This is a genomic window from Ralstonia sp. NFACC01 (assembly GCF_900115545.1).
In the GTDB taxonomy this organism is placed as follows: domain Bacteria; phylum Pseudomonadota; class Gammaproteobacteria; order Burkholderiales; family Burkholderiaceae; genus Ralstonia; species Ralstonia mojiangensis.
In genome coordinates this window covers 1-13,756 of sequence record NZ_FOWV01000022.1, presented here as the reverse complement: position 1 = coordinate 13,756, position 13,756 = coordinate 1, and the positions used below count along the sequence as shown (strand labels likewise).

The following is a 13,756-nucleotide window of genomic DNA, read 5'->3' as shown; positions in this document are numbered from 1 at the left end:
GGGTGCTGGACCGGCGCGTTGACCTTGCCGTCGTCTACAACCAGCCACCGCTGGATGCGTTCCACGTGCGCCCTTTGTTCAGCGAGCCCATGATCCTCGTGGGACCGCCCGGCTCAGAGGCTGATAAGCGCGAATACCAGATCCGGGACTTGGCGACCCTTCCGCTGATCTTGCCCGGCCTGCCGCACAGCAACCGGCGCCTGGTCGAACAGGCGGCGATCCAGCACGGTGTGCGCCTGCGCATCGCCCTGGAGGTCGACAGCGTGTCGCTGACGAAGCAATTGGTGAAATCCGGCGCCGGCTATTCGATCCTCACCTACATCGCGATCAAGGAGGAGATCGCGCGTGGTGAACTCGTGGCGCATCGCATCGGCCGCCCTGGCATCCGGTCGAGCGTGGCAATCACGACGTTGCGCGAGGATCTCGAAGCTAGCGATTTCGCGAAAAAGTGCATACAAGCCGTTTCGCCCTCCCTGGCAGTTCGCCCCATTTAGATCTAGGTGGTCATTTGCCTTCTTTCCGACGCTGGCAGCGACTCGTTCGGCATACACCTGAGTAGGGTTAAGGCCATAGGGGCACTGCCCGTCTTTGTTGCGAATCGACCCAACACAGTCATCAGGCGGCGCGTAGACCGACATAATGTCGAATGCCGAGTACGCTCGACCTGATTCAAATTTTTTCCGCATCCATAAGCCCCACGCTGCGGTGCCGCCCTCAACTGAGTCGAAGACCGCATGCCCTCGTTTGTCCTTTGCGATTTGCCGAGGCCATGGCGACTTCGCGGGTGTTTTGAGGGCTTCGGGATTGTTGTAACGCAACGGAATCGGGAGGCAGGCCGGGCGCTTGTCTGGAATCGCAGTTGCTTTGCCATCTACCCAAATCCGAACTCCTTGCCCCAGGGTCTCGACAGGCGCAAATACCTGCGGTGACCTTATATAAGGAACTTCAACTAGATTCTTGCAAGCAGCGCCGCATGGGCATCGATACACAGAACGGTTGAGCTCAATACGATGGCGACGAGTGCGGATTGCCGAGCTACGTTTGTGGGACCGACCATTGGATTGGTCGACTGAAGAAGAGTTGGCGCCGAAGCTCCTGTCGCTGGGCCGACGGTAGCTCGGCTGCTTTTTCGCCGCGCTTGATGCCTTTGTTTCCTAGGCGGACACTTGGCGACTACGGACGCGGAGCTACAGTCCGCGCCGCGCCAAGGTGTTGCATGGAGAAACAGGGGTGTCGGAGTTGGTTGAGAGCGGACTGGCGTCAACAGTCCCCAACCCCGCTGTCGGTACAGACTTTTTTGTACAGGTACGGACTCTTTTGTATGCCGTCAATTTTACGAAAACGACTAATCCGGCACCACGGCCGTCACCTCGATCTCCACCTTGGCCCGGTCTTCCACGAGCGCTGCCACCTCCACTGCCGTCATCGCAATGCTGAAGCTGCCGATCAGCTCGCGGAACGCCTTGCCGATCTCGGGGTAGGCCGCCACGTACGCCTTCTTGTCGGTCACGTACCACGTCATGCGCACAATGTGCTCGGGCTTGGCATCGCCGGCGGCAAGTACCTCGACGATGTTCTGCAATGCCTGACGAACCTGCCCGGCCAGGTCATCCGTGTGGAACACGCCCTGCGCATCCCAGCCGATCATGCCGGCCACGAACACCATGCGCCCGCGCGCGGATACACCGTTGGCATAGCCCTTGGGGCGCGGCCAGTTAGGTGGGAGGAGTACTTCCATGATGCGATTCCTTCTAGTTCTATCGGGACTGTTGAACGCTCGCCTCGATCGCCTGCCGCACATCGGACGGCATCGGCATCGCTCGATGCGTATTGAGATCGGTAAACACCAGTACCTGCTGCGAACGCACGCGCTGCTCTTCGCCCGCCCAGCAATCCAGGCCTAACGTGAGCGACGCATTGCCCAGCCGCTCCAGCTTCAACTTGAACTGCACGTCGTCGCCCATGCGGCTGATGGCGCTGAACTCGCAATGCAGCTTGACGATGGGCAGGCCGATGCGGCGCGGGCCAAGCATCTGCGCATACGAAACGCCCAGTCCGTCGGTAAACCAGTCTTCGACCAGGCCGTTGAACAGCACGAGGTATTGCGGAAAGTAGACGATGCCGGCCGGGTCGCAGTGGGCAAAGCGGATGCGGGCAGCGCGCTCGAAGTGGTAGCTGCTCATGATTTGTCGTGTTCGCGCAGGCGGTAGCGCAGCAGCTTGCCGACTTCACTGCGCGGCAGGTTCGCGCGAAATTCGATGGCGCGCGGGTATTTGTACGGCGCGACGGTCTGCTTCACGAAGTCCTGCAGTGTCTTGACCATCTCCGGCCCCGCCGTGTGGCCCGGATGCAATACGACGAAGGCCTTGACGATCTGCCCGCGCTCTTCATCGGGCTCTCCGATCACGCCGCACTCGGCTACGGCCGGATGCTGCATCAGCGCATCTTCCACCTCGGGCGCGGCAATGTTGTAGCCCGACGAGATGATCATGTCATCGGTGCGCGAGTGGTAATGGAAGTAGCCTTCCTCGTCCATCACGTAGGCATCGCCCGTGAGGTTCCAGCCGTTGCACACGTAGGCGCGCTGGCGGTCATCGGCCAGGTAGCGGCAGCCGGTCGGGCCCTGCACGGCCAGGCGGCCCACGGTGCCCGGCGGCACGGGGTTGCCGGCGTCGTCCACAACCTGTGCGACATAGCCGGGGACAGCCTTGCCGGTGGCGCCAGGGCGCACGTCGGCATCGGCGGCGGAGATGAAGATATGCAGCATCTCGGTCGCGCCAATGCCGTCGATCAGCTCGATGCCGGTGGCGTTCTTCCAGAGTGTGCGTGTGGCAACCGGCAGCGCCTCGCCCGCTGACACACAACGGCGCAGAGGCGTGGCACGCAGCTCGTCCCCGCGCGCCGCGATGTTGCGGTACGTGGTCGGGGCCGTGAACAGCACCGTCGCGCCAAACGTGCGGATGCCGTCGACCAGATCGTTCGGCGACGCCTTCTCCAGCAGCACCGTCGATGCACCCACGCTCATCGGAAACAGCAGCAGGCCGCCGAGCCCAAACGTAAACGCCATCGGCGGGCTGCCGATGAAGATGTCGTCCGCGCGCGGTTGCAACACATGCGGCGGCCAGCACGCGCAAATGGCGAGGATGTCGCGATGAAAATGCATCGTCGCTTTCGGCACGCCCGTCGTGCCCGACGTGAAGGCGAGCAAGCACGTGTCATCTGCTGCCGTGTCGACGTTGGTGAAGGTGGCTGGCTGGCGTGCCATGGCGGCCTCCAGCCCTTCCGGCGTGTCATCGTGAAAACACAGCGTCTGCACGGGCTTGGCGGCTTGCGCTACGGCATCGCGTAACTCGTCGACGAGCCGCGCATCGCACAGCGCGAAGCCAATCTCAGCCTTGCCCAGAATCTGCCCCAGCTCTTTGGCGCGCAGCAGCGGCATGGTCGTCACGGCAATCGCGCCCACCTTCATCACCGCAAACCAGCAGGCGGCCAGCATCGAGCTATTGGGCGAGCGCAGCAGCACGCGGTTGCCCGGCACCACGCCCATCTCGTTGACCAGCACGTTGGCGATGCGGTTGGCGTGCGCCTGCAGGTCGGCATACGTCCAGCGGATGCCGGGCGCCTGGATGCAGAGGCGGCCGCCCTCGCCTGCAGCAACACGGCGATCGAGCAGTTCGGTTGCACAGTTAAGCTGCGGCGGAAACTGCAGCGCCGGCAGGTCGAAGCGGTACACCGGTTGCAGCTCTGCCGGCGGCAGCCGGTCGCGGGCGAAGGTGTCGATATGGGCGCTGGGCATGGAGAACTCTCCGTCTCTGTCGTGGACGTGGGCGTGTTCAGGGCTTGGCGGGCGCCGCCGCGCGCAGCAATTCGCGCGCGATGATGAGTTGCTGCACTTCAGTAGCGCCTTCGTAGATCCGCAGCGAGCGGATCTCGCGATACAGGCGCTCCACCGGCTGCTCGCTCACCACGCCCAGGCCGCCCCACATCTGCACGGCGGCGTCGATCACCTGCTGCGCGTTCTCGGTGGCGGCCAACTTGGCCATGGCGGCCTCGCGCGTCACGTTGCGGCCCTGGTCGCGCTGCCACGCGGCGCGGTAAGTCAGCAGCGCCGCGCTGTCGATGGCGGTCGCCATCTGCGCGAGCTTGGCCTGCGTGAGCTGGAAATCGGCCAGCACGCCGCTGAACATCTTGCGGGTGGTGGCGCGCGCCAGTGCCTCGTCCAGCGCGCGACGCGCAAAACCCAGCGCGGCTGCGGCCACCGACGTGCGGAACACATCCAGCGTGCGCATCGCCACCTTGAAGCCCTCGCCTGCCGCGCCCACGCGCTGGCTGGCCGGAATGCGGCAGTTGGTAAAGCGCAGGCGCGCGAGCGGGTGCGGCGCAATCACGTTGATACGCTCCGCAATCTCAAAGCCCGGCGTACCGGCCTCGACGATGAACGCACTGATGCCGCGCGAGCCCGGCGCTTCGCCGGTGCGGGCAAACACGACGTAGAAGTCGGCGATGCCGCCGTTGGAAATCCACGTCTTCTCGCCGTCGAGCACGTAGTCGGTGCCGTCTTCACGCGCGGCGCAAGCCATGGCCGCGACATCGGAACCGGCATCGGGTTCGGACAGCGCAAACGCAGAGATGGCCTCGCCACGCGCGACCTTCATCAGATAACGCTCGCGCTGCTCAGGCGTGCCGTGCAACGAGATGGCGCCCGAGCCCAGCCCCTGCATCGCAAAGGCAAAGTCGGCCAGGCCGGAGTGGCGTGCCAGCGTCTCTCGGATCAGGCAGATGGCGCGCGTGTCGATGGTCTCGCCCGCACCGCCGTGCGCCGTGCCGCCCACGGCGTGGCGCAACCAGCCAGCTTGCCCGAGCGATTTGACCAGCGCGCGGCATTCGGCATCCACATCGGGGCCGTGGTCGTGCGGGATGTGCTTCGTGGCCCAGGCGTCCAGCTCGGCTTCAAGCTGCCGGTGCTTGTCGTCAAAGAACGGCCATTGCAGATAGTCCTTGTCGCTCATCTCAGTTGCCCTCGAATACCGGTTTTTGCTTGGCGACAAACGCGTGATAGGCCCGCGAGAAGTCTTCGGTCAGCATGCAGATGGCCTGCGCCTGGGCCTCGGCCTCAATGGCCTGCTCGATCGTCATCGTCCATTCCTGATGCAGCATCGTCTTGGTGATGCCGTTGGCGAAGGTCGGGCCGGCGGCCAGGTCGGCCGCCAAGGCTTGCGCTTGGCTCAGCACCTCGGCCGGTTCGCACAGGCGGTTGAAGAAGCCCCAGCGCTCGCCCTCTTCGCCGCTCATCGATCGGCCGGTATAGAGCAGTTCGCTTGCGCGGCCCTGGCCGATGATGCGCGGCAGGATCGCGCAGGCGCCCATGTCGCAGCCGGCCAGACCAACGCGGTTGAAAAGAAACGCCGTCTTGCTGCGCGCGGTGCCCAGGCGCAGGTCGGAAGACATCGCCAGGATGGCGCCTGCGCCGGCGCATACGCCGTCAATGGCAGCGACGATTGGCTGCGGGCACGCACGCATCGTCTTCACCAGTTCGCCTGTCATGCGCGTGAACATCAGCAGCTCGGGCGCCTTCAGTTGCACGAGCGGGCCGATGATCTCGTGCACGTCGCCGCCGGAGCAGAAGTTGTCGCCCGCGCCGGCCAGCACGATGGCCTTGACGTCATCCGCCCACTTGAGCTGATGGAACAGGTCGCGCAGCTCGGCATACGAATCGAACGTGAGCGGGTTCTTGCGCTCCGGCCGGTTGAGCGTGATGGTGGCAACGCCGCCTTCCACGCTCCACTGGAAATGCTTGGCTTGATAGCCCGCCAGCGGGCGGCGGTTGCCGGCCAGCAGGGCCGGGTCAATGCGGTCGGTCATGGTTTGGTCGGGTTCGTTTGAAGTTGTTCGTCGCGCGCGTCCAGCTCGGTCTCACGCTGTGCAAGGTGCACGCGCAGGTGGCCGAGCTGCGCATACAGTGCGTCTTTGTTGGCGATGCCAAGGCCGTCGAACATCTCGATCAGCCAGCGTTCGTGCTCGGCAGCCATCTCGGCAAAGTGGCGGCGGCCGGCGTCGGTCAGCAGCACGCGAAAGGACCGGCGATCATCCGGATCCGCCTCGCGTTTGACAAGCCCCTCCTTCTCCAACTGATCGGTCAGGCCGGTAACGTTGCCGCCGGTCACCATCAGGTAGCGCGACAGCACGTTCATGCGCAGCCCGTCCGGGTGGCGATCGAGTTGCGCCAGGTAGTCGAAGCGCGGCAGCGTTGTGTTGAAGCGCGTGCGCAGGCGCTGGCGGATCTGCTGTTCGATCTGCGTGCTGCACGCCAACAGGCGCAGCCAGATCTTGACGTCCATGTGGTCGTCCACATGCGCGCGCGCTTCCAGGCCGATATGTTCGTCGCCCAGCGCCTGCACGACGGCGTGATGGCCGGAGGCTCGCGTGGCGAGTGCGGTTTTGCGCCGGGTGCGTTCGGTGCTCACATCACCTCCCCGCCAGACACCGAGATGGCCTGACCCGTGATCGACGACGCGCCATCGGAGCACAGCCACGCCACGGCGTTCGCCACTTCGTCGGGCGTGATGAGCCGGCCTTGCGGGTTGCCCTTCACCAGCTCGGCCAGCGCTTGTTCTGCGCTGCGGCCGGTGCGGGCGACGATGCGGTCGATGCTCTCGCGCACGATGTCGGTTTCGGTATAGCCAGGACACACCGCGTTGACGGTGACACCGCGCGCCGCCAGCTCCAGCGCGAGCGAGCGCGTGAGCCCGATCACCCCATGCTTGGCCGCCACATACGCCGACACATACGCATAACCGCGCTGCCCCGCCGTGCTGGCAATGTTGACGATGCGGCCGCGGCCCGACGCCTGCACATCGGCCAGCGCCGCCTGCGTGCACAGGAACGTGCCCGTCAGGTTGACGGCCAGCATGCGCTGCCATTGAGAAAGCGTGGTCTTCGCAAACGGTGCGCTCTCCGCCTGCCCCGCGTTGTTGACGAGGATGGAGATGGGGCCGAGCCCCGCGCGTGCGGATTCGAATGCCGCTGCCACACTCGCCTCCTCAGTCACGTCGCACGTAACGACCTGCGCACGGGCGCTGTCGGGCAACGTCCTGGCGGTGGCTTCCAGCACGCCAGCATTGCGGCCCATCAGCGTGAGCGTGGCCCCTTGCGCGGCCAGTTGTGCGGCAATCGCAGCACCAATCCCGCGCCCTGCGCCGGTAACGACGGCGTGGTGTCCGGTGAGCATTGCAGGGGTCGCCATCTCAAACCCCCTGCATACGGTTGGCCTGCTCCAGCGGTGACAGCCCCGCCGCCTGCGCCGCCATCGCGCGCTCGCGCTCCAGGTTGCGCTCCAACTGCAGCTTGCCCGCGCGGTACTGCTTGGGCCACGGCATGTCGAGATAGCCGATGCGTGCGGCCTCGTTGAGCGTCCAGGCCGGATTGGCCAGGTGCGGACGCGCCACGGCGCACAGGTCGGCACGGCCGGCCGCGATGATGCTGTTGACGTGGTCCGCCTCGGAGATGGCGCCCACGGCGATGGTGGCGATGCCCGCCTCGTTGCGCACGCGGTCGGCAAACGGCGTCTGGAACATGCGGCCGTACACCGGCTGTTCCTTCTTGCTGACCTGCCCCGACGAGCAATCGATCATGTCGACGCCCGCGGCCTTGAAGATGCGCGCAATTTCCACCGCATCGTCCGGCGTGATGCCGCCCTCCACCCAGTCGTGCGCGGAAATGCGCACCGACATCGGCTTGTTGCTCGGCCACACCTCACGCACGGCGTGGAAGACTTCCAGCGGAAAACGCAGCCGGTTCTCCAGCGATCCGCCATATTCGTCGTTGCGCTGGTTCGTCAACGGCGAGATGAACGACGACAGCAGATAGCCGTGCGCGCAGTGCAGCTCCAGCCAGTCGAACCCGGCTTCTGCCGCCAGGCGCGCCGAATGGACAAAGTCGTCACGCACGCGGTCCATGTCGTCGCGCGTCATGGCCCGCGACCACTGGCTGACGCCATCCAGATACTGCTGGGGCGATGCGGAGATCAGCGGCCAGTTCTGCCCGTCTTCCAACGGCAGATCGATGCCCTCCCACGCCACGCGCGTCGAGCCCTTGGCACCCGCATGGCCAAGCTGGACACCCAGCTTCGCATCGCTGTTGGCATGCACGAATTGCACGGTGCGCGCCCAGCCGTCGCGCTGGTCTGTGTTCCACAAACCCGGGCAGCCGGGGGTGATGCGCGCATCGGGCGATACGCACGTCATCTCGGCCATCACCAGGCCGGCACCGCCCATGGCGCGAGCACCCAGGTGCACGAGGTGATAGTCCGCCGGCTGGCCGTCTTCGCACGAGTACTGCGCCATGGGCGACACCACCACGCGGTTCTTGAGCGTGACCCCGCGCACCGTGAACGGCGTGAACATCGGCGGCACGGGTCCGTGCTGCGGGCCGCGCGGGGCACCGGCCTGCTCGGCGATCCAATCTTCAAACGATTCGAGATAGCGCTTGTCGCGCTGGCGCAGGTTTTCGTGGCTGATGCGCTGGCTGCGCGTGAGCAACGAATACGCAAATTGTTCGGTCGGCAGGTTGGCGTAGCGGTCTACGTTTTCAAACCACTCCGTCGAGTTGCGCGCCGCGTTCTGGATACGCAGCACTTCCACGCTGCGCACGGCTTCATAGTGTTCAAGTGCCGCACGCAAATCGCCCGGGTGCTGGCCGATGCTGCGCGCCAGCTCAATCGAATCTTCCAGCGCCAGCTTCGTGCCGGAGCCGATCGAGAAGTGCGCCGTGTGCGCGGCGTCGCCCATCAGCACCACCGGCGTGTTGTGCGCATTGGTATGCACCCAGTGCCGGCAAACCACGCGCGGAAAGCGAATCCACTGCGCAGAGCCCCGCAGGTGCGTGGCGTTGGAAATCAGCTTGTTGCCGTCGAGGTACTTGGCGAAGAGCCGCTCGCAGTACGCGATGGCCTCTTCCTTCTCCATGGTCTCCAGCCCGGCGGCGCGCCACACCTCTTCGGGCGCCTCGACAATGAAGGTGGAGGTTTCGTCATCAAAGCGGTACGCATGCGCCTGGAACCAGCCGTGCTCGGTTTCTTCAAACGCAAAGGTGAAGGCGTCGAACAGCTTGTGCGTGCCCAGCCAGACAAAGCGGCAGCGGCGGGTGTCGATATCGGGTTGATACGTCGCTGCGTACTTGGTGCGGATGCGGCTGTTCAGGCCGTCGCTGGCGATGATGAGGTCGGCATCGGCATAGGTGGCGTCATCCTGCACGTCGGTTTCAAAGACGAGCTTGACGCCCTCTTCCTCACAGCGTGCCTGCAGGATGTTCAGCAGGCGCTTGCGCCCGATGCCGCAGAAGCCGTGCCCCCCCGAGCGCACCACCTGGCCACGGATGTGGACTTCAATGTCGTCCCAGTGGTTGAAGGCGTCGAGGATCTGCGCGGCGCTCTTGGCGTCGGCGCGCTGCAGGTTGCCCAGCGTCTGGTCAGAGAAGACCACGCCCCAGCCAAAGGTGTCATACGGGCGGTTGCGCTCCACCACGGTGATGTCGTGCGACGGGTCCTGCAGCTTCATCAGCAGGGCAAAGTACAGGCCGGCCGGCCCACCACCAATACAGACAATCTTCATGACAACGGCTCCGCGTTTGATGCGGTATTACCTTAGTCATGAATAGTTTAGTTGTAAAGTAATTTACCCAGCCGGCGCCCCGGGGTTTACACCGAACCGCGCGGCGCCAGGCTCACACTCGCATGTGAGCCCCCACTTAGCACAGGCGCTGTCGGAAGAACGCGAGGATCTCGTCACGGGCGGCGAGCGTGGGCTCCCCGGCCGCGTCGATCAGGTGGGCGGTCACCACGCTGTGCGGACAAGGCACGTGCTGGGCAAAGAACGACGGCGGGTTCGGGTGCGCGGCGCTGTCGGGCAGCACACGCGCCACAAAGCGGCTGCCCAGCGCATCCGCATACGCCGCGAAGCGCTCGACGCGGCAGAAGCGGTCGCCCTCAAACCGATAGGCCAGCACGGTCAGGTCTTCCTGCTCCAGCCGCTGGCGCACGGCGGCCGCTTCCTCCCGCGCAATCTCGATCCCGCCCGGCTCGTTCAACGGCAAAGACGGCTGGCACAGCACAGGCGCCAGCATGGCCGGCTCCAGCATCATCGTCAGCGCAAAATTGCCTGTGAAGCACATGCCGATCGCCCCCACGCCCGGGCCGCCGCACTCCGCATGGGCCAGCCGCGCCAGCGCGCGCAGCCATTGCGTGACGGGGCTCGACTGGTTGGCCGCAAAGGCGCGGAACTCCGCGCTCACGCACGCATGGCGGAACACCTCGGCCCCCGCATCCGCCTCGGGCACCGCGCCATCGCGCCCGAACAACGACGGCATGTAGACAGTCAGCCCCGCATCGCGCACCCAGCGTGCAAACCGCGCCACGTGCGGGCTGATGCCCGGCATCTCCGCCATGACGATCACGCCCGGACCCGTGCCGGCCACGTAGACGGTTTTGGTGATGCCATCCAGCGTGATCTGGCGGCACGTGAAGTCTTCCAGGCGGTCGTCTTGCTGCGGGTGCTGGCTTGTCATGCGTGGGCTCCGGTGAGTTGATCCGGCTCAGGCGACGAGGTGCTGCAGGTGTGCATAACCTGCCGCCCTGGCGAAATCCGGCAACGCCCACAGCGCACCGTTCACGCCCCAGGTGCCGTCGGCCACGTCATGCAGCATCACGGAGGTCACCACGCGCCGGCCATCGGCCGCCGGCAGCGACTGCACGAAGGCATCGTGCATCTGCTGCACGAACAAGGCCCGTGCATCGGCATCCAGCACACCCGCCGGCACGTGGGCGATGGCCAGGCACGGCACCACCTGCGTTGTCACGTCCACCCCGCCGCACCACCAAGAGGCGGCCGGCACGTCTTCCATCACCACCCAGGTTGTCGCCCGCCGGCGAGGATCACCGGGAATCTGCTCGGCCTGCACCGCAGCCTCGGTGATGCGGCGTGCGAGCGCCGCGCGTGCGTCGCCGTCAAAGGTGTTTGCAGGAATCTTGACGAGGATGTTCGGCATATAGGCACTCGTGAGCGTTGTTGACATGCCTGCATTGAACCCGCGCAGCCGCTAGACTGGCAGTGTCGATTTCGACATCTTTCGGGCAACTTTGGTCATGGCGGATTTCACCATCCTCGTACTCTCGGGCGCATATGCCACCAGCGTGGCGGCTACGCTGGACATCTTGCAGGCCGCGTCGACACTGGCCCCGCGCATCAAAGCCGCACGCCCCACGTGGCGCGTGCTGTCGGCCGACGCAACCAGTGTGCAGCTGAGCAACGGCATGCAAGTGCAGGCCACCGCGCTGCCAAAACGCCCGCGCCCCGATGGCGGCACCTGGATCGTGCCCGGCCTGGGCCTGGACCATGCCGAGATGATTGCCACGCGCCTGGCACAAGACGATGCCCAGCGGGCAGCGCGCGCCCTGGCCGCCCAAGTGGCGGCGGGCGGGCAGGTGGCGGCATCGTGCTCGGCGGTGTTTCTGTTGCAGGCAGCGGGGTTGTTGCCCGGGCGCTGCGTCACCACGTCTTGGTGGCTGGCCCCGACGCTGCAGCAATGGGAACCCGCATGCACGGTCGACGCAGACCGCATGGTGTGCGCCGACGGCCCGGTCGCCACCGCCGGCGCCGCCTTTGCGCAGACCGACCTGATGCTGCACCTGCTGCGCACGCGCTTTGGCGTGGCGCTGGCCGATGCGGTAGGGCGCGTGCTGCTGATCGACGGCCGCCACGCGCAGGCGCCGTTCGTGGTGCCCGCCATGCTGGCCAACGGCAATGCGCTGATTGCCCGACTGGTGGCGCGCATTGAAGCCGCCCTGCCCAACCCGCCCAGCGTGCAGACGCTGGCCGACGAGCTGGCCATGTCGCAACGCACGCTGTCGCGGCACGTGCGCGAAGCCACCGGCAGAAGCACCCTGGCCCTGGTGCAGAGCGTGCGCCTGAACCGCGCCCGCATGCTGATCGAATCCAGCCGCATGACCATCGACAGCGTGGCCGAAGCCGTGGGCTACGAAGACGCCACTGCGCTGCGGCGCCTGATGCGCAAGGTGTCTGGCACCAACCCCAGCCAATACCGCCCGGCCGCCTAGGGGCCTGGGGTTACAGGCCGTTACACAAGAAGCTGCAGGACTTTAATTTTCGTTTAAGACTTGACGCCTAACTTGGTCACGTCGCACCCACCAGACAGGAACGCACACCATGTCCCCGCAAGAACAGCAAGCGCTGGAAAACTTCCTGGCCCAACTGACGCAAGCCCGCGCCGCAGCCAAGGACCCGCAGGCCGAAGCCCGCATCCTCGACGCCGTGGCGCGCCAGCCAGACGCGGCCTATCTGCTCGTGCAGCGCGCCATGCTGCTCGACCAGGCGCTGGCATCGGCGCAGGCGCAAATCGCCTCGCTGCAAAACCAGTTGCAGGCGGCGCAAGCCGGCCGCAGCGCGTCGTTCATGGATTCCGCCAACAACTGGGGCAGCCACGCCAACAGCCCAGCGCCCAACCCCGCCTACGCCCCGCAGCAGGCCGCCCCCATGCAGATGCCGCCGCAAGCGCAGCCCGCTCCGGCGCAACCCGCGCGCTCGGGCTTCTTTAGCGGCGGCCTGGGCAGCACGCTCGGCAGCGTCGCGACCACGGCAGCCGGCGTGGCCGGTGGCGCGCTCCTGTTCCAGGGCATCGAAAACATGTTCCACCACAACAGCGGCGGCGGCGGCTTCTTCGGCCAGCAGCCGGTGATGGGCGGCACCACCGAAACGGTCATCAACAACTACTACGACAGCGACAGCAGCGGTAACAGCGGCAATACCAACACGGCCTCGCGCGACGACAGCCTCGGGCTGATGGACGATAGCGACCTGGGCGGTAGTGATTATTCGGATGACGATCCGATGTTCAGCTAGGCACGCGACGCCCGCCGCGCAGACTCCGGTCCGAGGGCGCGCGGAGGCGTTTCTTCGATTGGAGTAAAGCATTCCGGCCCGGAATGCCTTCATCCGTCGTTACTGCTCGCTATAGCCACGCCGCTCGATGGCGGCCAGCACATCCCACCCTTGCGGATCGACGTCGCGGCCCCCTAGCGACATCGACACGTACACATCGATCGCATCGACAAAGCCCTTCACGAATACGGCTGGAAAGCTGTGAGCCGAGAAACTCTGGAGCTGCTCGCGCAGCATGCCAGGCCGGCATTGGCCATGCGTGCACATCGCGGTGCGCGTGCGCTTGAGATGGGCCTGGCCCGCGAGCGCGCCGTTCAGGTAAATGCGATTCTTGGTGAGCTTGCCCGCTGCCGCTGACATGGCGTCGGCGCGAGGGGCGGAAGGTGGTGGCGAGGGGTATGAAGCGATTGGCATAGAGCCTCCTTGGGTAGTTGGAGACCCGCCGCTCATTTCCACGTGAGGGTGGCGGGCCCGACAGCGGTGAATCGCCCCGGCCCCAGTAGACACCTGTGAGCCTCAAACTAGAGGTTAGACAGGAGGTGCGATGAGTGCACAGAGATACACCGAAGAATTCAGGGTCGAGGCGGTCAATCAGGTCGTGGATAGAGGCCACAGCGTGGCCGAGGTCGCGCAGCGGTTAGGCGTGAGCCAGCACAGCCTGTACCAGTGGATCAAACAGCGACGCCAGCCCGTGGCAGAGCCGCAAGGGCAGGTATCGCAATCCGAGGAGGTGCGCTGGCTCAAGGCTGAACTCAAGCGGGTGACCGAGGAGCGCGACATCCTAAAAAAGGCCGCAGCGTACTTTG

15 protein-coding genes are annotated in these 13,756 nt (G+C 65.5%); 4 read left to right on the top strand and 11 right to left on the bottom strand.

Annotated elements, in window-relative coordinates; translation table 11 throughout:
* Window positions 1–494: LysR substrate-binding domain-containing protein (locus BM136_RS24965; protein ID WP_254775754.1), on the top strand; the 494-nt coding region annotated here is incomplete at its 5' end.
* 851 nt (window positions 495–1,345) lie between these two features.
* Here the strand turns inward: BM136_RS24965 and BM136_RS24960 are convergent.
* The 10 genes from BM136_RS24960 to BM136_RS24915 form a co-directional block, all read right to left on the bottom strand.
* Complete coding sequence (locus tag BM136_RS24960) at window positions 1,346–1,738, bottom strand: RidA family protein (protein ID WP_027679568.1); 393 nt, start codon at window positions 1,736–1,738, stop codon at window positions 1,346–1,348.
* Window positions 1,739–1,757: 19 nt separating this feature from the next.
* On the bottom strand, window positions 1,758–2,183 hold the full coding sequence (locus BM136_RS24955) for an acyl-CoA thioesterase (protein ID WP_092977170.1): 426 nt from the start codon (window positions 2,181–2,183) through the stop codon (window positions 1,758–1,760).
* Window positions 2,180–3,796: an AMP-binding protein gene (locus tag BM136_RS24950; RefSeq protein ID WP_092977168.1), complete on the bottom strand. Its 1,617-nt coding sequence runs from the start codon at window positions 3,794–3,796 to the stop codon at window positions 2,180–2,182. Before BM136_RS24950 ends, BM136_RS24955 begins: the two co-directional genes overlap by 4 nt.
* Window positions 3,797–3,833: 37 nt before the next feature.
* Window positions 3,834–5,009, bottom strand: coding sequence for an acyl-CoA dehydrogenase family protein (locus BM136_RS24945; protein ID WP_092977166.1), 1,176 nt, complete (start codon window positions 5,007–5,009; stop codon window positions 3,834–3,836).
* A gap of 1 nt (window position 5,010) precedes the next feature.
* A complete protein-coding gene (locus BM136_RS24940) occupies window positions 5,011–5,862 on the bottom strand; it encodes an enoyl-CoA hydratase family protein (protein ID WP_092977164.1) in 852 nt (283 codons plus the stop codon).
* Window positions 5,859–6,464, bottom strand: a complete 606-nt coding sequence (locus BM136_RS24935) for a MarR family winged helix-turn-helix transcriptional regulator (protein WP_092977162.1) — start codon at window positions 6,462–6,464, stop codon at window positions 5,859–5,861. Before BM136_RS24935 ends, BM136_RS24940 begins: the two co-directional genes overlap by 4 nt.
* The gene (locus tag BM136_RS24930; protein WP_092977160.1) at window positions 6,461–7,243 is read right to left on the bottom strand and encodes an SDR family NAD(P)-dependent oxidoreductase; all 783 of its coding nucleotides are present in this window, start codon (window positions 7,241–7,243) and stop codon (window positions 6,461–6,463) included. The genes BM136_RS24935 and BM136_RS24930 overlap by 4 nt, the downstream gene beginning before the upstream one ends.
* A 1-nt stretch (window position 7,244) precedes the next feature.
* Entirely contained in the window at window positions 7,245–9,608 is a 2,364-nt protein-coding gene (locus BM136_RS24925; RefSeq protein ID WP_092977158.1) for a bifunctional salicylyl-CoA 5-hydroxylase/oxidoreductase, read from the bottom strand.
* Between the two features lie 136 nt (window positions 9,609–9,744).
* Window positions 9,745–10,560 (bottom strand): dienelactone hydrolase family protein, encoded by an 816-nt coding sequence (locus BM136_RS24920; protein ID WP_092977156.1) that lies wholly within the window; start codon window positions 10,558–10,560, stop codon window positions 9,745–9,747.
* A 27-nt stretch (window positions 10,561–10,587) separates the two neighbouring features.
* The gene (locus tag BM136_RS24915; protein WP_254775753.1) at window positions 10,588–11,067 is read right to left on the bottom strand and encodes a tautomerase family protein; all 480 of its coding nucleotides are present in this window, start codon (window positions 11,065–11,067) and stop codon (window positions 10,588–10,590) included.
* Between the two features lie 70 nt (window positions 11,068–11,137).
* On the opposite strand from BM136_RS24915, the gene BM136_RS24910 reads away from it, so the two are divergent.
* Window positions 11,138–12,109 (top strand): GlxA family transcriptional regulator, encoded by a 972-nt coding sequence (locus tag BM136_RS24910; RefSeq protein ID WP_092977152.1) that lies wholly within the window; start codon window positions 11,138–11,140, stop codon window positions 12,107–12,109.
* 109 nt (window positions 12,110–12,218) lie between these two features.
* Window positions 12,219–12,911 carry a DUF2076 domain-containing protein gene (locus tag BM136_RS24905; RefSeq protein ID WP_092977150.1) on the top strand — a complete coding sequence of 231 codons (693 nt, stop codon included), beginning with the start codon at window positions 12,219–12,221 and terminating at the stop codon, window positions 12,909–12,911.
* A 99-nt stretch (window positions 12,912–13,010) separates the two neighbouring features.
* Here BM136_RS24905 and BM136_RS24900 read toward each other — a convergent pair whose 3' ends face one another.
* On the bottom strand, window positions 13,011–13,364 hold the full coding sequence (locus BM136_RS24900; RefSeq protein ID WP_175537220.1) for a hypothetical protein: 354 nt from the start codon (window positions 13,362–13,364) through the stop codon (window positions 13,011–13,013).
* Between the two features lie 130 nt (window positions 13,365–13,494).
* Between BM136_RS24900 and BM136_RS24895 the strand changes: the two genes are divergently transcribed.
* A partial coding sequence (locus tag BM136_RS24895; RefSeq protein ID WP_139219426.1) for a transposase occupies window positions 13,495–13,756 on the top strand: 262 nt, incomplete at its 3' end.